The sequence below is a fragment of the Bradyrhizobium sp. SZCCHNPS1003 genome (genome assembly GCF_032381555.1).
In the GTDB taxonomy this organism is placed as follows: Bacteria; Pseudomonadota; Alphaproteobacteria; order Rhizobiales; family Xanthobacteraceae; genus Bradyrhizobium.
Genome location: NZ_JAUHIU010000007.1, coordinates 142,124 through 165,253, shown reverse-complemented (window position 1 = coordinate 165,253; position 23,130 = coordinate 142,124). Strand labels below are relative to the sequence as shown.

Here is a 23,130-nt window from a genome sequence, read left to right as displayed (position 1 = left end):
GCGAATGCCGCGCTCGCGCTTTCGACCCCCGCAGTGCCGCGCGCTGCAGGCAATGAAGATCGGCGTCCGACCGGCTCGGTCGAACGCGCTGAGCGGGACGCGGACGTCCGTGCTGTCAGAAATAATCCTCGGCGAAGGGGCGAACCCGGGAGGTCGGGCGCAGCGGCGCCTGCGCCTTGGGCGGTGCCGGCACGATCGTAATGGTCCAGCGCGGCGGTACGCTCGCTTCGTTCTCCATGACTGAACGGACGTGGCCGGTGATCGTCGATCCGCCGGATTTCACGGTCGCGGTCCGGCCGTTGAACTGCGCAATTCGGAAACGCCTGACTTCCTTCTGGTCGGCGGTTTCAAAAGTAAACATGGGACACATCTCCTATGTGACCCCGAGTCTCGCAGCTCATGATTAGTTGATTGTGAAAATCGTGAGCCGTAGAAGTACGGCGTCAACTTATTGTAAGGGAATATGAAGATCAGGTTCAGCGAATCCGCGTCGTGAAGGTCTCGTTTGCCATCTCGGTCGTCCGAGCCCGTCGCGGCGGTGCGGCGTGCGAGACGCCGCACAGATCGGATTGCGCCATGGAGGCCTGCGGCCTCCCTCGCTTCAATATTGCAGCTCCTGGGCGCGGGCGGCGGCGTAGGCGGCCTCGATGTTGTCGAGCAGCTCGGCATACTCCTTGGCGGACAGGCGTGGCGCGCTCTTCTCCAGCGCGAGCGCGTAGGCCGCAAGCCGGCGGTAGCCGAAGGTTCCGGCTGCGCTCTTCAGCGAATGCGCCTCGCGGCCGATCTTGATGCGCCCGCCGTCGAGCGTCAGCTGGCGGAGCTGCTTCAGCCGCGCATCCGTCTCGCTGAAGAACACGTCGCGGATCTCCTCCGCGGCCTCGTCTCCGATCTCGCCGACCAGCTCGGCATAGGCTTCGCGATCGAGCGCGGCTTCGGGAGCAATTTCGGTGTCGGCGGCAATGTCGGCGGCCCTGGCATCCGGCTGGGCCGGCACCAGCGGGGCGTCTGACGCCACGGTGTCCAGCACCGGCACGGGCAGGGGCAGCACGCGCAGGATGGCCTCCACGAGCGCTTTCTTGCGGGCCGGCTTGACGACGAAGTCGTTCATCCCGGCTTCCCGGCAGGCCCGAATATCCTCCATGAAGGCGTTCGCCGTGAAGGCGATGATCGGCACGTTGGAACGGCGCTCGCCTCGCGCGCGAATGGTCCGGGTTGCCTGGAAGCCGTCCATCTCCGGCATGCGGACGTCCATCAGGATCAGGTCGTAGTTGAAGCGGCTGGCGGCGGTGACGGCCTCGGCGCCGTCGCAGGCCGTGTCGGTCTGGATGTCGAAATCCTTGAGCATCTTGGTCGCGACCAGGCGATTGGTCGGATTGTCGTCGACCACGAGGACGCGCAGCGGCCGGCCGAACGCCGCGATCCGGTTCTGCAGCGAGGTGTAGATGCCGTCGTCGTTCTGCTCTGGCACCGCGATGGTCTCGGCAATCGGCAGCGTCAGGCGGAACGAGAAGGTGGATCCGCTGCCCAGCGTCGAGGTGACCTTGATGTCACCCCCCATCTGCTCGATCAGGCGCTTGCAGATCGCAAGCCCGAGTCCGGAGCCGCCGAACCGGCGGCTGATCGAATTGTCGGCCTGGACGAAGTTCGCGAACAGCGAGCCGATCTTGTCGGCGGCAATGCCGATGCCGGTGTCGGTCACCGTCCATTCCACCGTCGCCTTCTCGTCATCCTTCTCGATGCAGCGCGTCGTGACGACCACTTCGCCTGACGAGGTGAACTTGACCGCGTTGGACACCAGGTTGAGCAGGATCTGGCGAATGCGGCCGGCGTCGCCGACCAGCGCGGGCGGCACCGCCGGGTCGCTGACGCTCCTCAGCTTCAGGTCCTTGGCGGAAGCCCGCGGACCGATGATGCTCAGCGTGTTGTGGACCAGGGCCTCGGCGGAGAACGCGATGTCCTCGAGCGAGAGCTGGCCGGATTCGAGCTTGGAGAAGTCGAGAATGTCGTTGAGGATCCCGAGCAGATTGTCGCCGGCATTGTGGATCGCCACCACCGAGCGGCGCTGCTCGGGATCGAGATTGGTCTCCAGCAGCGTCGTGGCGAGGCCGAGCACCGCGTTCATCGGCGTGCGGATCTCGTGGCTCATCATCGCGACGAAAGTGGACTTCGCCGCGTTCGCGGCCTCGGCGGCCTCGATCAGGTGCTCGTGGCGTTCCCACCAGCGTGAGATCAGGACGGCGGCCGCGAACACGGCCATCGCGCTCACCAGGGACACGATGACCAGAAGCGTCGCCATGTCGCGCCAGGCCTTCAGGACGTCGTGCTCGAACACCGACACCACGATCATCGCGGGATAGTTCGGCAGCATCTTTGCCGCCCGCAGGCGCATCTCGCCGGTTCGTGCGGAGGGTTCGCGCAGCACGCCGCCGGCCGACAGTGCGCGCTGACCGAAGCCGGAGGTCGGCTTGCCGATCTCGCTCGTGGGCGGAAAATGCGCGAGCAGCGTACCGTCCTCGCGGATCAGCGACACCGCGGCATCAAGACCCTGCGCGGTGGAGCCGAAGAAGTTCTCCAGATAGGGCACGGACATGGCGCCGAGCATCATGCCCATGAACTCGCCATTGGGCTCGTCGAGCCGGCGGGCAAAATAGATGTTCCAAGTGCCGTCGCCGCGATTCTGAACCGGCGTGCTGAGGAAGGTCCGCAGTGCAGGGTCGGCCTTCAGCGCCTTGAAATAGTCGCGGTCGGCGATGTTGACGTCCGGGATCGGCCAGTAGCGCGAGAAGTTCAGGAGCCCGCCTTGTGCGTCGATCAGCGTCACCGCATCGATCTGCGGCAGTCCTGCGATTTTCTCCTTGAGCAGGAGGTGGGTCTGATGGTCTGACGCGACCTTGCGAAACGCCGCAGCGTCGATGGCGCCGCCGCGCACCAGGTAGTCGCGCACGCTCGTGAGCACGAGGTCGACCGATTTCACCGAGCGGTCGGCGTTCTCTGCAAGCGTGAGACTATGGCGGCTGAGATCTTCCTCGGCGTGCTGAAGCGCGTTCTCGCGCAGGTTGGTGAGGAAGAACAGGTTGCTGCCGGCAATGACGCAGATGAGGATCAGCGCGATCGCTGAAGGCGCTCCCAGAAAGCGTTTCTTGTTGCTCATCGCCTGCTACCAGCCCGCCGCTCTGACCAGCCGCCGGCAATCGGTCTCCTGCGCGATCTGCTTCAGAGTCTGCCGGAGCCGCATCAGATCGATCGGCTTCGAGAAGGGAGAATCTATGTTCAGCTCGAGAACCTCGGTGCCGGGGCGGTTGTCCAGCGAGAGGTCCGGCATGACGCAGTCCAAGTTCCTCTTCTGCAGGACGATCGAGGCTGCGTCGACCGGGCTCACGTCCGTCGTGTTGAAGCCGGCCTGTGCTGCGATCTTTCGCAAGATGGAAAGATGCACGGCGGCATCTTCGATCACGAGGAGTTCGTTGCGCATGAATTCCCTGTTCCGTTGCCACCCTGACGCGGTCATCGGCAAGCAGGATTATGCCTATCGGCCGGCTCTGACCCCCTCGTAAATTTTGGTTTCCGTACGACTACGGGAGGGCACGGCGATGTATGCGTCCTGCCGTCGTCAACCACGCGGAGTTCGCCCGCCAAAGAGAAAGCGGCCGAACACCGGTCCGGCCGCCGCGCAGGACATTCCCACGGAGCTCGGCTATTCGGCCGGGCCGAACACGGCTTCCATCTTGGTCTTGAGCGTCGCCGCGTTGAACGGCTTGACGATGTAGTTGCTCACGCCGGCCTTCTTGGCGGCGATGACGTTTTCGGTCTTCGACTCGGCTGTGATCATGATGAACGGGGTCTTCGACAGCTCCGGGCTGGCGCGCACCTCCCGCAGCAGGTCGTAGCCGGTCATCGGTTCCATGTTCCAGTCGGAGATCACCAGACCGTACTTCTTCGCCTGCATCTTCGAGAGCGCGGCCGATCCGTCGCTGGCGTCGTCGACGTTCTCAAATCCGAGCTGCTTCAGCAGGTTGCGGATGATCCGGATCATAGTGGCGTAGTCATCGACCACCAGGATCGGCATCGACAGATCAAAGGCCATGTCATTACTCCGCGCGTTTGGTCAAAAGCCGAACACGGGCGAGGTATATCAGCACGAAGATTATTCGACGCCTCTTGGAACTCGCGCTCGTCAGCACGTCGACAATTATCAGCGCCCGTTGAACAGCGCGTTAATTCCAGCGGTGCCGACGATGGGGATCATGCCACGGGCCGTAGTTGTACGGAGGCAAGGGCGCTCGGCGAGGCAACGGCGCGCGACGAGCGAGGGCCGGAACGACGCCTGCTCACGGCACGCTGCGTGGCCGGACCAGATTCTCGTAGTGGGCCTTCACCGTACCGTAGCACTCGCACGCCGTCTTCTTCAGCCCGTCCAGATCGATGATCTCGATATGGCCGCGGCTATAGTGGATGAAGTCCGCCTGCTGCAGCGTGCTCGCCACCAGCGAGACGCTGTTGCGCCGGGCGCCGATCATCTGCGCCAGGGCCTCCTGGGTGATGTAGAGCTTGTTGCCGCCTGAAAGGTCATGCGTCTGCAGCAGGCAACGGGCGAGACGCGACTCGACGGTGTGGGCGGCGTTGCAACCGGCGGTCTGCTGGCTCTGCACGTAGATGGCGAGTGCGTGGCGCAACATCAGCGCGCGAAACGAGGGGCTCTGTTCGGCGGCCGCCCGTACCTTGTCGATGTCGACGACCGATGCAGCACCGGGAACGAGGACCGCCGCGCTGTTCAGCACCACCGGATCGCCGCCCGCGAGCAGGGACATGCTTCCGAAGAGACTGTCGCGACCGATCATCGCCACCTGAACGCGCTCTCCGCGCGCGAGGTTCACGACCAGCGAGATGACGCCGCGATGAGGAAAGTAGATGCGCGAAAGCTTTTCGCCGACCTCGGCGAGAATGGAGTCTTGCACCAGATCCACGGTCCGCAGATAGGGTCGGATCAGCTCGAAGTCATCGTCGGTCAGTGACGACAGGAAGCCGTTCGGAGAACGCAAGCTGGGGTCCAAAGCCATCTCCTGCATTGCAGTAACGGAGCCTCGCAGATCTCAATGCACTCATGGTTCCATAGAACTGCGTCCTATCCGCTGACAAGAAGAATCACGGGTAATATTCCCAGTAAAGGCCATTCGTTCCTGTTGTGCTCGTTGTCGTGCAGACGGGCGCGGATGCGCGGTTGCGCATTTGGCCATCAACATGTGTGCGATGTGCTGATCTGATAGCGCGCTGTTGTATACAGTCGGCACGCATCGGCCTCGGCTGGTGAAAGCAGCGCAACGCGCTTGCGGCGGGCCTCCTTCTTGCTCCGGCCGCCGCAGCTCCGGCGGGCACGGACACCACGTAGCATGCGGCCGCATTGACAGCGGACATCTTGAAGCCAAAATCGCTAATAAGCGCGCTGATTCGTTGACGGATCTTTTTCTGTCGGATGCAACCCTCGTCGCGAGTGGAGGCATCGGCCGGTGCTTTGCGACTGGCGGTGACGAGGTTGTCGTCATTGCAGGAGCAGGAGTCCGCCTGATGCTGCATCCAGCTGGAGCGCGATCGATGGTCAGCGATGAGACTGAGCGCCAAGACGAAGCTGAACGTTGCAGCGGCGTCCGTTCGTTTGCGTCCCGATAGCCCCGCCGTCCTCCCCCCCCAACAGGTAATGCAGGATTCATGGCCTCTTCCACCTACCAGCGGTCCAACCAGTCGTTGCCGAGCGCGGGCGTAGACATTCCGGCCGCAGCGACGCCGGACATCCACCCAGGAATGGCGATCGTCGGTCAGGTTGCCGGTGGCCTGCTGCACGACTTCAACAACATTCTCACCGTGATCACGGGGACCATCGACATTCTCGCCGAAGCGGTCGAGGACAAGCCCGAACTGGCGGCCGTCGCGCGTCTGATCGACGAGGCTGCGACTCGTGGCGCTCGATTGACCTCGCAGCTTCTGTCGTTCGCAAGAGGCCGGCCGCCGCTGCCATGTGCGGTGGAGTTGAACGAGCTCCTGATCGACGTCGCTCGTCTGCTTCGTCCGACATTGGGCACCGAGGTCGAGGTGACGACATCGGTGGGCGCGGACGTGCCGGCCGTCTTCGCCGATCCGGGACAACTGATGGCGGCACTGCTGTGTCTTGCGATCGGGGCCCGACATCGATTGGAGCATGGCGGCTGCATCGACATCGAGGCAAGGCGCATGCGTGCGGACGCCTCGGGTGCCGACGGCATTTCCTCCGACGTGCTGATCGTGTTGACGGCGTCAGTGAGCGCGGCGGATGCCTCTCCAGCCGATCCCGCCTTCTCGGAGATCCGCATGGTCGAGGATTTCGTCAGGCGTTCGAACGGACGTCTGGAGCTCAAGGAGCCGCGCGGCCGGACCGCCGGCGTCGAGATCGTCCTCCCGCGCGCGGACCGCGTCCCCTCGTAGTCGGCCGCTCTTCCGCAAGCTCATAGTTAGCGCTGCCTTAACGGTCGCACCGCGCATCGGCGCGCGTCGACCGCGAGGCCGTGTCAGTGCGCCATTTTACCGCGAGTCCCTGCGGTCTGCGCGCATTTGATCGAACTGATTAGCGGCCAATTAGGATTAACGGCGGTGGCGGACGCCGCGCGCGGCCGTTCCGGGATCAATTTAACGAACGGGTAGGATTCCGCGGACCAGTCTGCGCCATCGCCGACAGAACGGTGCGGCGATGTTTACTCATGTTCATCCAGAAGGGAATGACAATGTCAGGTATCGTCCTCTCCGCGTCGGTTCGCCAGAACCTGCTCTCGCTCCAGTCGACGGCTCAGCTCCTCGCGACCACGCAGAACAACCTCTCCACGGGCAAGAAGGTCAACTCGGCGCTCGACAATCCGACCAACTTCTTCACCGCCCAGGGTCTCGACAACCGCGCTTCCGACATCTCCAATCTGCTCGACGGCATCGGCAACGGCGTGCAGGTGCTGCAGGCCGCCAACACCGGCATCACCTCGCTGCAGAAGCTCGTCGACAGCGCCAAGTCGATCGCCAACCAGGTGCTGCAGAGCTCCGTGGGCTATTCCACCAAGTCCAGCGTCACCTCGGCGGCTCTGACCGGCGCGACCGCCACCGACCTGCTCGGCTCCAGCTCGACGGCTGTGACCGGCTCGGTCGTGAACAACGACAATACCTCGAGCGCGGTGGCGATCACCGGCTCGACCAAGCTGTCGGGTACGGCGGGCACCGCGTCGAACAACCTCGCCACCGGCATCACCTCCGGTGAGACGCTGGTCGTCAACGGCACCACCTTCACCTTCGTCACCGGCACGTCCTCGTCCGGCACCAACATCGGCATCGGCGACAGCGTCAGCAACCTGCTGTCGGCGATCCAGACCCAGACCGGCGTGACCGCGTCGATCACCGCGGGTGCGATCACCCTGACGCCTCCGGCGGCGGGATTGACGCTCTCGGGCAGCACCGGCACCTTAGGCAAGCTCGGGCTGACTGCCGTCGGCGATGGCTTGTCAGGTCAGACCTTGACGGTCGGCGCCACAGGAGGTGGCACCGCGACCAGCATCACGTTCGGTCTAGGGACAGGACAGGTCAAGTCGCTGAACGATCTCAACGCCAAGCTCGCAGCCAACAACCTGCAGGCCACGGTCGACTCGTCCACCGGCAAGATCTCGATCACCACGACCAACGACGCGGCTTCGGCCACGATCGGCGCGATCGGTGGTACGTCGGCTGCGGCCAGCCAGGCCTTCAATGGTCTGACGGCGGCGGCTCCGGTGGCGGATGCGACCGCGCAGACGCAGCGCGCAAGCTTGGTCTCGCAGTACAACAACGTGCTGGCGCAGATCAACACGACCGCTGCTGACGCTTCGTTCAACGGCATCAACCTGCTGAACGGCGACACGCTGAAGCTGACCTTCAACGAAACCGGCAAGTCGACGCTGTCGATCACTGGTGTCACGTTCAACTCGGCGGGCCTCGGCCTCTCGACGTTGACCTCGGGCACCGACTTCCTCGACAACAGCTCGGCGAACAAGGTCATCGGCGTGCTCACCACCGCGAGCTCCACGCTGCGCAACGAGGCCTCGACGCTGGGTTCGAACCTCTCGGTCGTGCAGGTTCGTCAGGACTTCAACAAGAACCTGATCAACGTGCTGCAGACCGGCTCGTCGAACCTGACGCTGGCCGACACCAACGAGGAAGCGGCCAACAGCCAGGCGCTGTCGACCCGCCAGTCGATCGCGGTGTCCGCGCTGTCGCTCGCCAACCAGTCGCAGGCGAGCGTGCTGCAGCTCCTGCGCTAAGGCGCGGGCGGCACCCACGAACATCGGAGGCGGCGGGGCTTGCCCCGCCGTTTTCGGCTCTAGAATATTCGAAGATTGACGTCGCTCGGCTTCGGCGTCTGCGGCGTCTGCGGCGCCGGATCAGCCGGACAGCGAGCACGAGAGCAACGTCGTGTCGACGCGAATGCAGCCTGCCGACGACGCCGCTCCCGAGAGGAGACTCCCGAGAGGAGCCTTCTGAGAGGAGAGTTGGGCCATGCCCCTGCGGGTCGAGCTGAAGCCTTTCGAGCGCATCGTGATCGGCGACAGCGTCATCGTGAATTCGAACACGCGCGCCCGCTTCATCGTCGAAGGCGACGCGCCTATACTCCGCGAACGTGACACCGTCACCGCCGAGACCGCCGATACGCCGGCCAAGCGCCTCTATCTCTGCGTCCAGACAATGTACCTGAAGAACGACGCGATCCGCTATCGCGCGTCCTATCTCGCCTGCATGAACGAGTTGCGCAGGGCGATTCCGGAAGCCGCCGGCCAAGCCGAGACGGTGGATCGCCATGTCACGGAAGGGGCGCTGTACAAGGCGCTGAAGGAGATCAGGGCGCTGATCGAGCGAGAGGATCGCGCAGTCGCGCCGGCCGAAGCGATGCCTTGACATTCCGGCCGCCGAAGGGGCCGGGCTCGCCGCAGCCTGAGAGGTTGATGCTACGTCCGTATTAGCACGGACAATAAAATTAACGGGACGGATAAAAGCCCCACCTAACGATGGCACGGACAGAAAGTCTGTTCAGCCCAGTCAGCGAGGGCCGGGTATCGATCCGCGCGGCTGGTGAAGGCTGGGACCGACCGTTGCTCTGACAGGGATCAGCGGTCGCCCCGTGACCGCGGCGCCAATTCTTGGAAGGCCAGTTTCATGGATGACCTGTTGCGTGAGTTTCTGACGGAGACCAGCGAGAGCCTGGACACCGTCGATAATCAATTGGTGCGGTTCGAGCAGGAGCCGAACAACGCCAAGATCCTCGATAACATCTTCCGGCTGGTGCACACGATCAAGGGGACCTGCGGCTTCCTCGGCCTGCCGCGGCTCGAAGCGCTGGCGCATGCCGCCGAGACCCTGATGGGCAAGTTCCGCGACGGCATGCCGGTCACCGGCGAGGCCGTGACGCTGATCCTCACCACCATCGACCGCATCAAGGACATCCTCGGACAGCTCGAGGCCAACGAGGCCGAGCCCGAGGGCGAGGACCGCGACCTCATCAGCGAGCTCGAAGCCATGGTCGAGCGCGGCATGGCGGCAATGGCCGCGTCGGCGGAGCCGATCGCGATGGCCGGCGAGACCGCGCCACCGCTTGCGCCTGCAGCGCCGGCCGCGCCCGCGGTCACGCACGGCTCGCTGATCGACCAGACGCTGGAGCGTCCGCTGCGTCCGGGCGAAGTGTCGCTCGACGAGCTCGAGCGCGCCTTCCGCGAGACCGCGATCGAGTTGCCGCCCGCGCATGAGAAGGCGCCTGAGCCCAAAGCCGCTGCCCCGGCGCCGGTCGCCAAGGCCGGGCCTGCCAAGGCGGAAGCAGAGGCCAAGGCCGAGGCGCCGAAGAAGGCGGCGCGCGCCAAGGCCAATGCCGATGGCGAGGTGCACGAGAACGACAAGGTCGCCAACCAGTCGATCCGCGTCAACGTCGACACGCTCGAACATCTGATGACGATGGTCTCGGAGCTGGTGCTGACGCGCAACCAGCTGCTCGAGATCGCCCGCCGCAACGAGGACACCGAGTTCAAGGTGCCGCTGCAGCGGCTGTCCAACGTCACCGCCGAGCTGCAGGAGGGCGTCATGAAGACGCGCATGCAGCCGATCGGCAATGCCTGGCAGAAGCTGCCGCGCATCGTCCGCGACCTCGCCACCGAGCTCGGCAAGCAGATCGAGCTCGAGATGCACGGCGCCGACACCGAGCTCGACCGCCAGGTGCTCGACCTGATCAAGGACCCGCTCACCCACATGGTGCGCAACTCCGCCGATCACGGCCTGGAGACGATGGCCGAGCGTGCCGCGGCCGGCAAGGCCGAGCAGGGCACCATCCGGCTGTCCGCCTATCATGAAGGCGGCCACATCATCATCTGCATCGCCGACAACGGCCGCGGCCTCAACACCGAGCGCATCAAGGCCAAGGCCTTGGCGAACGGCCTCGTCACCGAGGCCGAGCTCGAGAAGATGACGGAAGCGCAGATCCACAAGTTCATCTTCGAGCCGGGCTTCTCGACCGCGGCCGCCGTCACCTCGGTCTCGGGCCGCGGCGTCGGCATGGACGTGGTGCGCACCAACATCGACCAGATCGGCGGCACCATCGACATCAAGTCGGTGCTCGGCGAGGGCACCTCGGTCACCATCAAGATCCCGCTGACGCTCGCGATCGTCTCGGCGCTGATCGTCGAAGCCGGCGGCGACCGCTTCGCGATCCCGCAATTGTCGGTCGTCGAGCTGGTGCGCGCGCGCGCCAACTCCGAGCACCGCATCGAGCGCATCAAGGACACCGCGGTGCTGCGCTTGCGCAACAAGCTGCTGCCGCTGATGCATCTGAAGAAGCTCTTGAAGATCGACGACGGCTCGTCGACCGATCCGGAGAACGGCTTCATCGTGGTGACGCAGGTCGGCAACCAGACCTTCGGCATCGTGGTCGACTGCGTGTTCCACACCGAGGAAATCGTGGTCAAGCCGATGTCGACCAAGCTGCGTCACATCGACATGTTCTCGGGCAACACCATCCTGGGCGACGGCGCCGTGATCATGATCATCGATCCGAACGGCATTGCGAAAGCGCTCGGCGCCGCCGGCTCGGCCTCGCAGGCGGTATCCGACGAACACGCCGCGCATCACGCGATCGGCGGCGAGCAGCTCACCTCGCTCCTGGTGTTCCGCGCCGGCACGGCGCAGCCCAAGGCGGTGCCGCTGGCGCTGGTCACGCGCCTGGAGGAGATCGCGGCCGACAAGATCGAGATCTCCAACGGCCGCTACATGGTGCAGTACCGCGACCAGCTGATGCCCTTGGTGCAGATGGAAGGCGTGTCGGTGCAGACGTCGGGCTCGCAGCCGATCCTGGTGTTCGCCGACGAGACCCGGGCGATGGGCCTCGTGGTCGACGAGATCATCGACATCGTCGAGGAGCGGCTCAACATCCAGGTATCCGGCGCCAAGGACGGCATCCTCGGCTCGGCGGTGATCAAGGGCCAGGCGACGGAAGTGATCGACGTCGGCCACTTCCTGCCGATGGCGTTCGCCGACTGGTTCATCCGCAAGGAGATGGCGACCGAGTCGCAGACGCAGTCGGTGCTCTTGGTCGACGACTCGCCGTTCTTCCGCAACATGCTGGCGCCGGTGTTGAAGTCGGCCGGCTACAAGGTGCGCACGGCGGCGTCGGCGATCGAGGGCCTCGCCACGCTGCGTTCCGGGCACAGCTTCGACATCGTCGTCACCGACATCGAGATGCCGGAGATGAACGGCTTCGAGTTCACCGAGGCGATCCGCGCCGACCAGAACCTGAACCAGATGCCGGTCATCGCGGTGTCGTCGCTGGTGTCGCCGGCGGCGATCGAGCGCGGCCGCCAGGCCGGGCTCTACGACTACATCGCCAAGTTCGACCGTCCCGGCCTGATCGCGGCGCTGAAGGAACAGATCGAGGAACGGGCGCGCGCCGAAGCCAACCGGCGGGCCGCGTGACAGCAAGCGGACAGGAGCAGCGTGCGATGAGCAGCAAGATCGAAACCACCGAAGGCGCCGCCGTCGAATACGTCACTGCGATGATCGGCGGTCAGCTGTTCGGCCTGCCCATCTCGCGGGTGCAGGACGTGTTCATGCCGGAGCGGGTGACGCGGGTGCCGCTGTCGTCGGCGGAGATCGCCGGCGTCCTCAACCTGCGCGGCCGCATCGTGACCGTCGTCGACATGCGGGCGCGGCTCGGCCTCGCCCGCGCCGAGGACGGCAAGCCGCCGATGGCGGTCGGCGTCGATCTGCGTGGCGAGTCCTATGGTCTCCTGATCGATCAGATCGGCGAGGTGCTGCGGCTGCCCGAGGAGAGCCGGGAGGAGAACCCGGTCAATCTCGACCCGCGCATGGCGAAGCTCGCCGGCGGCGTGCACCGCCTCGACGGTCAGCTGATGGTCATCCTCGATGTCGATCGCGTGCTCGAGCTCCTGCCGAAGGCAGCAATCGCCGCCTAGTCCGTCAACCGTCCCATAGGGGAGACAACAATGAAGAGCTGTCTGGTCGTGGATGACTCCAGCGTCGTGCGCAAGATCGCACGCCGTATCCTGGAGGAGCTGGGCTTCTCCGTCGTCGAGGCGGAGGATGGCGAGCGGGCGCTCGGGATCTGCACCAAGAGCCTGCCGGACGCCATTCTGCTCGACTGGAACATGCCCGTCATGGACGGCTATGATTTCCTCGGGCGCCTGCGCCGGCTGCCGGGCGGCGAAGGCCCGAAGGTGGTGTTCTGCACCACGGAGAACGACATCGATCATATTTCGCGCGCGCTGAACGCTGGCGCCAACGAATACATCATGAAGCCGTTCGACAAAGAGATTGTCGCCGCCAAATTCCAGGAAGTCGGTCTCATCCAGGCGCTGTCAGCCGAATCCGCCTGATCCCTTCGTCTGCCCAGAAGAGGCCGTCCGTGAACCAGCCTGATTATGAGTTCCTGCGCAAGCTGCTTCGAGACAAATCGGGTCTCGATCTGTCTGCCGACAAGCAATATCTGATCGAGAGCCGCCTGCTTCCGCTCGCGCGCAAGGCCGGTCTCGCCAGCATCAGCGATCTCGTCCAGAAGCTGAAGGACGGGTCGAGCGCCCTGATAAGTCAGGTCGTCGAAGCGATGACGACCAACGAGACGTTCTTCTTCCGCGACAAGGTCCCGTTCGATCACTTCCGTGACGTGATCATGCCGGAGCTCCTCAAGGCCCGCGCCAATCGCAAGTCGATCCGGATCTGGTGCGCCGCGTGCTCGACCGGCCAGGAGCCGTATTCGCTGGCGATGTCGCTCAAGGAGATGGGATCTGCGCTCAGTGGATGGCGCATCGAGATCATCGCCACCGATCTCTCCCAGGAAGTGCTCGAGAAGTCGAAAGCGGGTCTCTACAGCCAGTTCGAGGTGCAGCGCGGGCTGCCGATCCAGCTTCTGGTCAAATATTTCAAGCAGGCAGGCGAGCTCTGGCAGATCAATTCCGACGTGCGCGGCATGGTCCAGCATCGGCAGCTCAATCTGCTGCACGACTTCTCCCAGCTCGGCACGTTCGACGTCGTGTTCTGCCGCAACGTGCTGATCTATTTCGATCAGGACACCAAGATCAACATTTTCGGCCGGCTCGCCAAGCAGATGGAGCCGGACGGCTTCCTCGTACTCGGTGCTGCGGAGACCGTCGTCGGCCTCACCGACGTGTTCAAGCCGCTCGCGGACCGGCGTGGCCTGTATCGCCCGAGCGGGATCGCTTCCGCGGCGAAGGCGCCCGCTCCGGGAATGCCCAGGATCGCGGCCGCGGGCAACTAGATGTTCCCGCAGCCCAACAGAGCAGGACGCGAAGATGTCTGACGAGAACAAAGGTACGGAGCGCGTCACCTTCAGCCGCGGCTACGATGTTTGCATCATGGGCATCGACGGGACCTGGCGCAGGGACTGCCAGCTCAACGCCATCTCGGACAACGACGCGGTGCTGACGGTCGAAGGATCGATCCAGGGATTGAACCTGAAGGAGTTCTTTCTGCTGCTGTCCTCGACGGGGCTCGCCTACCGCCGCTGCGAGTTGGTCCGGGTCAACGGCTCCGAGATGGACATCCAGTTCATCAAGGGAAAGAACAAGAAGAAGCGTGGCAACGCTTCCGCCGGCCAGGAAACGACCGTCAACTAATTCGCCTTCCGGCAGCGCGGCGCATTGCTCGCCCACCGCTCGGGAAGCTTCCGCGCGCGAAGCGACGAGGAGACGCGCCGCCCCGGATCCCGCGCAAGTCCTAAGGCCGGGAGCCAGTTTTCGGAGAACCGCTTTACGCCGCCGCAGGGTCGGACGTGTATGACAATGACCTCGGTCAAATTTTCCAGGAACGACCAATGCCGGTCATGAGTTCGGAACTTGCACCCAGCCGGCCGGAGCGCGCGGACGATGGCGAACGGCGCGCGTTGCAGCTCTTGGTCGTCGACGACGACGCCGCGCAGCGGACGCTGATCGCGCTGGCGGCCAAGCAGGCCGGCCATGCCGTGACGGTCGCGGCCACCTGCAGCGACGCGATCCGCGAGGTGCGCAACAAGCGCTTCGACTGCGTGACGCTCGATCTCATGTTCGAGGATGGCGACGGGACCGAGGTCCTCAAGGTCATCGCAGATACCCGCTTCGCCGGTTCCGTGATCGTGATCAGCGGCATGGATGCGGCGAAGCGAATTGAGGCCCGGCTGCTCGCGCGCTCGCTCGGGATCGACCTGCAGAGTCTGCCGAAGCCGGTCGATCTGGCGGCGCTGCGCATCTGCCTTGCCAATCTCGGCAAGACTGCGCTCGGCCTGCCCGTGGTTCACACCTGGGGCGGCGTCGCAGCCGAAAGTGTTGCCGCGAAGCATCGGTCCTGAGAGACCTGCATCGGCACAAGCCGCGGTCCAGAGTGCACATCCTGTGCAACGTCCAAATCCCGCCGATCTCTGATCAAGACGAGGGCAAGGCTGGCTGAGGACTGCACGTCTTGTGTCAAATGCCGTGCAGATTTTCGTGGCAAGAGCCGTGCAATGGTCTGGCACCGAGCATGCCCGTTCGGCGTGGTGCAAGCCGGCAACGCCGATGCGATCAGAGCTTGATGTCGATCATGACGCTGTCGACGTTGATGTGTTTTGCAAAGCAGCATGCCGCTCACGACGGCTGCCTTGAGATCGTGTCCAGATCGTGGTCTCGTGAAGGCGGTCACCGATCTGCAGCTACTACTTGTGGGTTAGGATCATAAACCGTACAAATACGGGTGCCCAAAGCACCCGACGAGTATGGTATCATAAGACGCGCTTTCATTGTTTCTTCTCCTTTGCAAGAGCAATCGCCCATGGCCGAACAAACAACTTCCCGCGGTGAGATCTTTGTCGTCGATGACGATCCAGCCGTGCGTGACACCCTCTCGATGGTCTTGTCGGCGGGTGGGTATGAAGTGATCTGTTTTGCGGACGGCGCCGCGCTCCTGGCGGTGGCGCGGAGCAGGACACCGGCCTGTATCCTGCTCGACGTGCACATCCCCGGAAAGTCGGGTCTCGACATTCTCAGGGAACTGCACGGCGAGGACTATCCGGCTCCGATCTTCATGATCTCGGGCCAGGGCGACATCCCGATGGCCGTGAACGCGATCAAGAACGGGGCGCTCGACTTCATCGAGAAGCCGTTCCGCGGCAGTGAGATCGTGGCCCGTCTGAACGAGGCGATCGGCGCGTTCGCGCGGCGGCAGAAGGAGAACGCCTCGCCGAAGATCGGCTCGCTGCATTTCCCCGGCCGCGAGCCGCTGACGCGGCGCGAGCGCGAGGTCCTGGAACAGTTCACGGCGGGGGCCTCGAACAAGGAGGCGGGGCGCACGCTGGGCATCAGCCCGCGCACGATCGAGGATCACCGCGCCAACATCATGAAGAAGCTCGGCGCGCGCAACGCGGCCGATCTGATCCGCATCGTGATGACGGCGTCGCGCGCCAATTGAGCCGATGGCCGGGCCGCCCGCACGTGGCCTCGCTCTGGAGCAGCGGCAATCGCAAGCGCCAGGCCGCGTTGGTCAGGCCGCATGGTCAAGCCGCATTGCTCAAGCCTCGGTGGCGGCGAGCGCCTTGCGGATCATCTTGGCGAGCTCGGATTTGCGGTACGGTTTCGGCAGCAGAAGAATTCCCTCGTCGAGCCGACCGTGATGCACCACGGCATTTTCGGTGTAGCCGGAGGTGAATAGGACCCGCTGCGCCGGGCGAATCCGCTGGATCTCGGATGCGAGCTGGCGGCCGTTCATCGTCCCCGGCATGATGATGTCGGTGAAGAGCAGATCGAACGGCTCTCCGGCATTGGTGATCGCCAGCGCTTCGGCGGCATTGGCCGCCTCCAGCGTCGCATAGCCCAGCGCATGGAGCTGGGCGAGAACGTAGCCGCGCACCAGCCGATCGTCCTCCACCACCAGGATCGTCTCCTGGCCGCCCTGGATCGCCGGCGCGGCGCCCGATGGCTCCGTGACCGCCTCTTCGCTGCCCGGCGGCAGGTACATCCGGATCGTGGTGCCGTGGCCTTCTTCGCTGTAGATCCTGATGTGTCCGGCCGATTGCTTCACGAAGCCGTACACCATCGACAATCCGAGGCCCGTCCCCTTGCCCGGCCCCTTCGAGGTGAAGAACGGATTGAACACCTTGTCGATGATGGCGGCCGGAATGCCGCTGCCACTGTCGCTCACCGCGATCATCGCGTAGCGACCGGGCCGCACGTCGTCGTAGAGACTTGCGTAGTTCTCGTCGAGGTCGGCCCAGCCGGTCTCCAGGATGAGCTTGCCGCCATTCAGCATCGCGTCGCGGGCATTGAGCGCGAGGTTGATGACCGCCGTGGCGAGCTGGTTCGGATCGACATGCGCCACGCAGGTCTCGTCCTGGAAGACGGACTCGATCTCGATCTGCTCTCCGAGCGTCGGCCGCAGCAGCTTGGCCGTGTCGATCATCAGCGTGTTGACGTCGACCTCGCGCGGCTGCAGCGGCTGCCGGCGCGCAAAGGCGAGCAGATGCTGGGTGAGATCGGCACCGCGCGCGGCGGCCTCGTCGATCATCCTGGTGATCGCGGCGAGCTGCGGCTCCTTGGCCACGGCCGCGGCGAGAATCTCGATCGTGCCGGTGATCACGGTGAGGATGTTGTTGAAGTCGTGCGCGATGCCGCCGGTGAGCTGGCCGATCGCCTCCATCTTCTCGGACTGGCGGATCCGCTCCTCGGTCGCGATCTTGTCGGTGAGGTCGCGGAAGAAGCCGTTCAGCACGAAGCCGTTGCGGGTCTTCAGCGCGGTCACGCTGAGCTCGGCCTTGAACTCGCGGCCGTCGCGCCGCTTCACCATGACCTCGCGCCGACGGCCGACCCCGAGCGCGCTCGCTTGTCCGGTCATCAGGATGCGGCCGAGCGCCTCGCGCAGCTCCTCGCCGACGTCCCCGACCGTGATCACGTCGAACACGTCCTTGCCGATGATCTCGGCGCGCGACCAGCCGAAGATCTTCTCGGCCTGGGAGTTCCAGTTGAGAATGGCGCCGTTGTCGTCGACCTGGACGAAGGCATCGAGCGCGGTCTCGATGATGTTGCGGGCGAGCTGCTCGCTCTCCCGCAGCGTCTCCTGCGCCAGCCGGCTCTCGGTCATGTCGCGCCCGATGAAGAAGTGGCGCTGCACCGGCTCCGACCAGTTCGAGGTCCAAGACAGAGTCACCACGCGGCCGTCCTTGTGGACGTAGCGGCAGTCGGAGGTGCGTGCGCGCAGGCCGAGGCGCGAGGCACGAAGCTCCTCGCGTGCTTTGAGCAGATCGCCGGAGTGGATGAAATCCGCGCCGCTGCGGCCGATCATCTCGGCCGGCGTATAGCCGAGAATCGTCTCCACGCTCGGTGAGACCTGGACCAGGATGCCATTGCGGTCGGTGATGAGGATCAGGTCCCGCGACGTCTCGAAGATGCGCCGCCGCTCCTCGGTCTGCTGGCGCAGCGCCAGCTCGGTCCGGCGGCTCTCGGTGACGTCGCGTGCGATCTTGGAGGCGCCGATGATCTGGCCCGTCGGTGATTTGATCGGCGAGACGCTGAGCGAGACCTGGACCAGCTCACCGTCCTTGCGGATCCGCACCGTCTCGAAGTGCTGGATCCGCTCGCCGCGGGCCATGCGCGCCAGAATGTCCTGGGCCTCGGCCATGCGCTCTGGCGGCACGAGGAAATCCGCACGGCGGCCCACGGCCTCCTCGGCGGAGTAGCCCAGCATGGCCTCGGCTGCCGGATTCCACGCAGTGATGGTGCCGTCCAGCGACAGCGTCACGATCGCGTCGTTCGACGATTCCACCGCTGCACTGTAGAGGCGTTCGCGGGCGGCGAAATGGTCGCGCGCCGCTTCGGTCAGGTAATGCTCCTGGACTTCGCGCTCGAGCTCGGCGGTCTTGGTGCGAACCTCGTCCAGCACGCGGGCAAAGGCGCGCGCCAGCACGCCGGTCTCGCCGACCGCCTCGAGCGGAATGTTCACCGCCTCGCCGCGGCCCACGCCCTCGACGGCCTGGGTCAGCTGGTTGATCGGCCGCGTCAGCGAGCGCGCGACCACGAAGGCGAGCGCGGCTGCGCACAGCATCGCGATCAGGCCGACCTCGATCGCCGTCTTGCGGATGGCGAGGGCGGGCGCCATGAAGGCGGTGTTCGGGATCGTCTCGATCACCGCCACCCATTCCTGTCCCGCGAGCAGCGCCGGAGCGAAGGCGACGCCGCCGGGACGATCGGCCTCGTCGTGCAGGATCTGCGCGAAACCTTCGGCGCTGCCCGTCGCGCCGGCGAGCGTCGGAAAATCGTCCTGCCATCGCGTCGATCGGCCGCGCTTGGAGGCGAATTCCCGGTCGGATTCGGGATGGAAGAGATAGTCGCCGCGGGCGTTCACCAGGTAGAGCTGGGCGCCCGGCCGGGCCGCGGCGCGCAGATGCGCGAAGATCGGGCGCATGTCGAGATCGATCATCAGGATCGCGTACGGCTTGCCGTCCGGCGCGAACACCGGCGTGCCGACGCACAGCATCGGCACGCCTGTCTTGGGATCCGTCGTGTTGCCGTCGAGAATGATCGGCGAGAGTCGGATGCCGCCGGGCGGCAGGCTCAGCGTCTCCTTGATGTAGTTGCGTTCGCCGCGCGTGATCAGCTCGTTCTCCGGAACGATCCGCACCGTGTTGCCCGGCCCGAGCCGGTCGACCCGGAGCAGCTCGCGATAATTGTTCTCGATCCCGACAAGGCGGATCATCGCGTAGGTCTGCTTGGCCTGCAGCTCAGCGAAGTAGCGCATTGCGACCCGCTCGCGCCACGACTGCGCCGGCAGCCCTTCGCGGGGATCGGGAGCCCCCGTCTTCAGCGTGCGTATCAACGTTGCCAGATTTGGCGAGGCGCGATAGCCGTTGATGTCGTTGCGGGCACCGCCGACATAGTTTTCGAGCTCGGTCGCCATCAGGCGCGAATGCGACTCGATTCGATCGAGCGCGCGCGGCAGCAGCGCCCGCTCGAGGCTGCGGTAGCCGAGCCAGCCGACGGCGAACACCGCGATCGCGACCAGCAGGATCATCGCGACAGCCAGTCGCGTCGTCAGCGTGATGCGGCCGCCGAGCCGCGGACCCTCGCTCGCGGGCTGCGCGCCGCTCAGCAGGGGCTCTTTGCTTCGGCTGTCAGGAGTTCGGAACAGCATCGTGGCCTGGCCTGGGTCGAGTAGCCTGATCGCCTGCCGATGCCAGGCAATCGGAAACCATCGTCAGGAGGGCTGCCGGCTTGAACGGCTTGGGCAATGCGGAAACCGCTCCCAGCTTGGTAGCCATGGCAAGATAGTCGGGCTCTGACATCGAGGTCGGGGTGTGGGGACGTCCCGAGGTCATGATGATCGGAACACCCGGCGTTTGCTTGAGGATCATGCGCATCGCCTCCAGCCCGTCCATGCCCGGCATGAAGATGTCCAGGATCACCAGGTCGAAGCTCTCGCTTTTGAAGCGGACGAGCGCCTTCTGGCCGTCACCGGCGATTCCGACGACGTGACCGGCGCGTTCGAGCACGCGCTGAATTGTCAGCTGCATGAGCGGATCGTCGTCCACGACCAGAATCTTCGCCACGCTCCGCATCTCCCGATTGGCTGGCAGCAAGACCAACGGTCAGTTGCAAAGGTTTTGCCCAATTCGCGGCGCGCCGCAAGCGCTTCGCCGCGCAAGTCACATGCAGGATGGGACGCGGTGATCGATGTCCCGTGCGGGCGAAGGGTGGACCATCCGGGCGCCGTGCCTGCATTCGAGGCGCTCGCGCCGTAGTTGCAGGGCGCGGAGCGCTTCATAATCGCCTCGTTCCGGCGAGGGCAGTCCCGCTGAATGCACAATATTTAAGCATATGTCTAAGGTCGACGATCCCGGGCGGCGCGACGGGTGGAGACAATGCGGACCTGCACGGGACGGAGTGGCCACAGGAGCGACGTGCCGGGGTGCGGCGTGACACCGCTTATGTCCTCCGATTGGGCAGGCCGCTAGCCGCTGAGATAGTCCGGCCAGCGGCCGCGAATGGTCGCGAGGTCGCTCAGCGTGCCGGTCAGGTGCTCGCGCAGATGCGTCTGCGCCTCGTCCGGCCGGCCCGCGGCGATCGCGTCGACGATCTGCTTGTGGTGGCGCAGGATGGTCTGCGCCTTGCCGGGCGAAGGCAGATGCAGCCGGCGCAGCCGGTCGATGTGACCGCTGCGGCTGCGGACCAGACTCCACAGCTCGTGCTTGTCCGCGGCGGTGTAGAGCCGCTCGTGGAATGCGTTGTCGACGATCGTGAACGAGGTGAAGTTGCCGTCCTTGGCGAACCGTCTCTGCTGGGCGATCAGGGCATGCAGCTCGTCGATCGGGGCCGCCGCCGGTGTCAGCGCGAGCAGCCGCACGATCTCGAGCTCCAGCGCCAGGCGCAGGAACTGCGCCTGCTGCGCGCGAGCCACGTCGATGCGGCTGACCAGGGTCGCATGCTGCGGGAAGACGTCGACCAGGCCCTCTTCGGCCAGCCGCATCAGCGCGTCCCGGATCGGTGTCGAGCTGAGGCCGAACTCGGCTTGCAGCGCCGGCCGCGACAATGGCGCTCCCGGCGGCAGCGCCAGCGCGATGATCTGGTCGCGCAACCGCTCGAAGACCTGCGGTGCCGCACGCCGGCTCGGATCGAGCCGTTCGGGCGGGAGAACCGCAGCAGGCGTCGCGGGCAATACCATTTGGTCGGACGTCCGGCTCGAATGTCGCAGGGCAGAACAGCCCTTGTCAGAGATGCACTAATGCATTAGTGCATCTCTCCGCCGGCCGTCAAGAAGGAGCCGGCACGCGAGGAGGGATGTCCCATGTTCGAGAAGTTCGGGCGCTCGGCCGCACGAGCCGCCGGCCTGCTGGCCGCGCTGCTGGTCGCGGCGGCCTGGAATGACGCCGCACAGGCCCAGCAGAAGACCGAGGTCTCGCTGTCGCGCCAGCCCGGCATCTTCTACATGCCGAGCCACATCATCGAGAAGAACAAGCTGATCGAGAAGCATGCCGCCGCGCTTGGCGTGCCCGGCGTCACCACCAAATGGCTGACCTTCTCCGGCGGCGGCGCGCAGACCGATGCGCTGCTGTCGGGCAGCGTCGAGATTCTCAACACCGGCACCGGCAATCTGCTGTTGTTGTGGGACCGTACCCGCGGCGGCGTGAAGGGTATCGTCGCGACCTCGGCACAGCCGATGACCCTGATCAGCCGCGATCCCAACATCAAGTCGATCAAGGACTTCGGCCCCACCGACAAGATCGCCGTGCCGACCGTCAAGGTCTCGACCCAGGCCATCGTGCTGCAGATCGCGGCCGCCGAGGCGTTCGGCGCCGATCAGTGGAACAAGCTCGACGCCAACACCGTGCAACTCGGCCATCCCGACGCCTATACCGCGCTTTCGAACCCGCAGCACGAGGTACACAACCATTTCTCGATTCCGCCCTATACGTTCCTCGAATTGAAGAACGTCCCCGGCGCGCACGTCGTGATGAATTCGCCCGACGTGATGGGTGGACCGCTCAGCCAGGCGCAGTTCTTCACCACGGCGAAGTTCGCGGACGCCAACCCGAAGATCATCCAGGCGGTCCGCGACGCCACCAAGGAGGCGCAAGACCTGATCCGCAGCGATACCCGGACGGCGGTGGAGATCTACAAGGAGATCACCGGCGACAAGACCTCGGTCGAGGATCTGCTCGCTTGGCTCAAGGAGCCCGGCATGATGGAGTGGAACCTGGAGCCGCAGGGCACGATGAAGTTCGCCGCGCATCTCGCCAAGATCGGCACCATCAAGACCCAGCCCAAGGCCTGGACCGACTACTACCTGCCGGTCGCCCATGATCTGAAGGGCAACTGATGTCTGCGCTGCTCGATGTCGATGGCGTCACTTTGCGCTACAAGACCTCCAGCGCCGTGATCACGGCAACCGAACGCGTCGGCTTCTCCGTCGACCGCTCCGATCGCTTCGTCCTGCTCGGACCGTCCGGCTGCGGCAAGTCGACCCTGCTGAAGGCGGTCGGTGGTTACATCAAGCCGAGCGAAGGACGGATGCGCATCAACGGCCGCGAGATCACCGGTCCCGGCGCCGACCGCATGATGATCTTCCAGGAGTTCGATCAACTGCTGCCGTGGAAGACCGTGCTCGCCAACGTGATGTTCCCGCTGCTGACGGCGCGGCGCATGCCGCGCAAGGAGGCCGAGAGCCGCGCCCGCGCCTATATCGAGAAGGTCGGGCTGACGCGCGTCGTCGATGCCTATCCGCATACGCTGTCAGGCGGCATGAAGCAGCGCGTCGCGATTGCCAGGGGCATGGCGATGGAGCCGGACATTCTCTTGATGGACGAGCCATTCGCGGCGCTCGATGCGCTGACGCGGCGCACCTGCCAGGACGAGCTGTTGCAGCTCTGGAACGAGACCAAGTTCACGGTGCTGTTCGTGACGCATTCGATCGCGGAAGCCATCAAGATCGGCAACCGCATCCTGCTGCTGTCGCCGCATCCGGGGCGGGTCAAGGCCGAGGTCATCGACGTTGACAAGGTCTCGGCCGAGGATGGCAGTGCCGCACGCCTGGAGAAGCAGATCCATGACCTGCTGTTTTCTGAACCCGCAACGGCACATTGAGGGCCGCTCC

General features: G+C 65.0%; 20 protein-coding genes. 12 read left to right on the top strand and 8 right to left on the bottom strand.

The window, feature by feature from the left end:
• Positions 1-115 precede the first annotated feature (115 nt).
• The 5 genes from QX126_RS13405 to QX126_RS13385 all read right to left on the bottom strand — a co-directional run bounded on the left by QX126_RS13405 (position 116) and on the right by QX126_RS13385 (position 5,051).
• Positions 116-361 (bottom strand): hypothetical protein, encoded by a 246-nt coding sequence (locus QX126_RS13405; protein WP_315740795.1) that lies wholly within the window; start codon positions 359-361, stop codon positions 116-118.
• 240 nt (positions 362-601) lie between these two features.
• On the bottom strand, positions 602-3,151 hold the full coding sequence (locus QX126_RS13400) for a hybrid sensor histidine kinase/response regulator (RefSeq protein WP_315781518.1): 2,550 nt from the start codon (positions 3,149-3,151) through the stop codon (positions 602-604).
• Between the two features lie 6 nt (positions 3,152-3,157).
• Entirely contained in the window at positions 3,158-3,472 is a 315-nt protein-coding gene (locus QX126_RS13395; protein WP_315781747.1) for a response regulator, read from the bottom strand.
• Positions 3,473-3,694: 222 nt separating this feature from the next.
• Positions 3,695-4,084, bottom strand: a complete 390-nt coding sequence (locus tag QX126_RS13390) for a response regulator (protein WP_008968243.1) — start codon at positions 4,082-4,084, stop codon at positions 3,695-3,697.
• A 244-nt stretch (positions 4,085-4,328) separates the two neighbouring features.
• Complete coding sequence (locus tag QX126_RS13385; RefSeq protein WP_315740838.1) at positions 4,329-5,051, bottom strand: Crp/Fnr family transcriptional regulator; 723 nt, start codon at positions 5,049-5,051, stop codon at positions 4,329-4,331.
• A 652-nt stretch (positions 5,052-5,703) separates the two neighbouring features.
• Here QX126_RS13385 and QX126_RS13380 point away from each other — a divergent pair.
• The 10 genes from QX126_RS13380 (at position 5,704) to QX126_RS13335 (ending at position 15,963) form a co-directional block, all read left to right on the top strand.
• Entirely contained in the window at positions 5,704-6,453 is a 750-nt protein-coding gene (locus tag QX126_RS13380; RefSeq protein ID WP_315781514.1) for a histidine kinase dimerization/phospho-acceptor domain-containing protein, read from the top strand.
• A gap of 296 nt (positions 6,454-6,749) precedes the next feature.
• The gene (locus tag QX126_RS13375; RefSeq protein WP_315777235.1) at positions 6,750-8,300 is read left to right on the top strand and encodes a flagellin; all 1,551 of its coding nucleotides are present in this window, start codon (positions 6,750-6,752) and stop codon (positions 8,298-8,300) included.
• Between the two features lie 235 nt (positions 8,301-8,535).
• Entirely contained in the window at positions 8,536-8,931 is a 396-nt protein-coding gene (gene flbT / locus QX126_RS13370; protein ID WP_315740791.1) for a flagellar biosynthesis repressor FlbT, read from the top strand.
• Between the two features lie 258 nt (positions 8,932-9,189).
• Positions 9,190-11,985: a hybrid sensor histidine kinase/response regulator gene (locus tag QX126_RS13365; protein ID WP_315757213.1), complete on the top strand. Its 2,796-nt coding sequence runs from the start codon at positions 9,190-9,192 to the stop codon at positions 11,983-11,985.
• 26 nt (positions 11,986-12,011) lie between these two features.
• On the top strand, positions 12,012-12,485 hold the full coding sequence (locus QX126_RS13360; RefSeq protein WP_315740790.1) for a chemotaxis protein CheW: 474 nt from the start codon (positions 12,012-12,014) through the stop codon (positions 12,483-12,485).
• Between the two features lie 30 nt (positions 12,486-12,515).
• Positions 12,516-12,905, top strand: coding sequence for a response regulator (locus tag QX126_RS13355; protein WP_315781511.1), 390 nt, complete (start codon positions 12,516-12,518; stop codon positions 12,903-12,905).
• A gap of 29 nt (positions 12,906-12,934) precedes the next feature.
• Complete coding sequence (locus tag QX126_RS13350) at positions 12,935-13,804, top strand: protein-glutamate O-methyltransferase CheR (protein WP_315716972.1); 870 nt, start codon at positions 12,935-12,937, stop codon at positions 13,802-13,804.
• Positions 13,805-13,838: 34 nt separating this feature from the next.
• Positions 13,839-14,162: a PilZ domain-containing protein gene (locus QX126_RS13345; RefSeq protein ID WP_315740788.1), complete on the top strand. Its 324-nt coding sequence runs from the start codon at positions 13,839-13,841 to the stop codon at positions 14,160-14,162.
• A 197-nt stretch (positions 14,163-14,359) separates the two neighbouring features.
• Positions 14,360-14,869, top strand: a complete 510-nt coding sequence (locus tag QX126_RS13340; protein WP_315781508.1) for a response regulator — start codon at positions 14,360-14,362, stop codon at positions 14,867-14,869.
• 458 nt (positions 14,870-15,327) lie between these two features.
• Entirely contained in the window at positions 15,328-15,963 is a 636-nt protein-coding gene (locus QX126_RS13335; protein WP_315717165.1) for a response regulator transcription factor, read from the top strand.
• Positions 15,964-16,062: 99 nt separating this feature from the next.
• On the opposite strand, the gene QX126_RS13330 is transcribed toward QX126_RS13335, so the two are convergent.
• From QX126_RS13330 to QX126_RS13320, 3 genes are all read right to left on the bottom strand, one after another.
• Positions 16,063-19,674, bottom strand: a complete 3,612-nt coding sequence (locus tag QX126_RS13330; RefSeq protein WP_315781505.1) for a PAS domain S-box protein — start codon at positions 19,672-19,674, stop codon at positions 16,063-16,065.
• Positions 19,655-20,089 carry a response regulator gene (locus QX126_RS13325; protein ID WP_315777231.1) on the bottom strand — a complete coding sequence of 145 codons (435 nt, stop codon included), beginning with the start codon at positions 20,087-20,089 and terminating at the stop codon, positions 19,655-19,657. The genes QX126_RS13330 and QX126_RS13325 overlap by 20 nt, the downstream gene beginning before the upstream one ends.
• Positions 20,090-20,490: 401 nt before the next feature.
• Positions 20,491-21,201, bottom strand: coding sequence for a GntR family transcriptional regulator (locus QX126_RS13320; protein WP_315781502.1), 711 nt, complete (start codon positions 21,199-21,201; stop codon positions 20,491-20,493).
• A gap of 123 nt (positions 21,202-21,324) precedes the next feature.
• Here QX126_RS13320 and QX126_RS13315 point away from each other — a divergent pair, with 123 nt between their 5' ends.
• Positions 21,325-22,356, top strand: coding sequence for an ABC transporter substrate-binding protein (locus tag QX126_RS13315; protein WP_315781499.1), 1,032 nt, complete (start codon positions 21,325-21,327; stop codon positions 22,354-22,356).
• Positions 22,356-23,120: an ABC transporter ATP-binding protein gene (locus QX126_RS13310; protein WP_015663656.1), complete on the top strand. Its 765-nt coding sequence runs from the start codon at positions 22,356-22,358 to the stop codon at positions 23,118-23,120. The genes QX126_RS13315 and QX126_RS13310 overlap by 1 nt, the downstream gene beginning before the upstream one ends.
• Positions 23,121-23,130 lie beyond the last annotated feature (10 nt).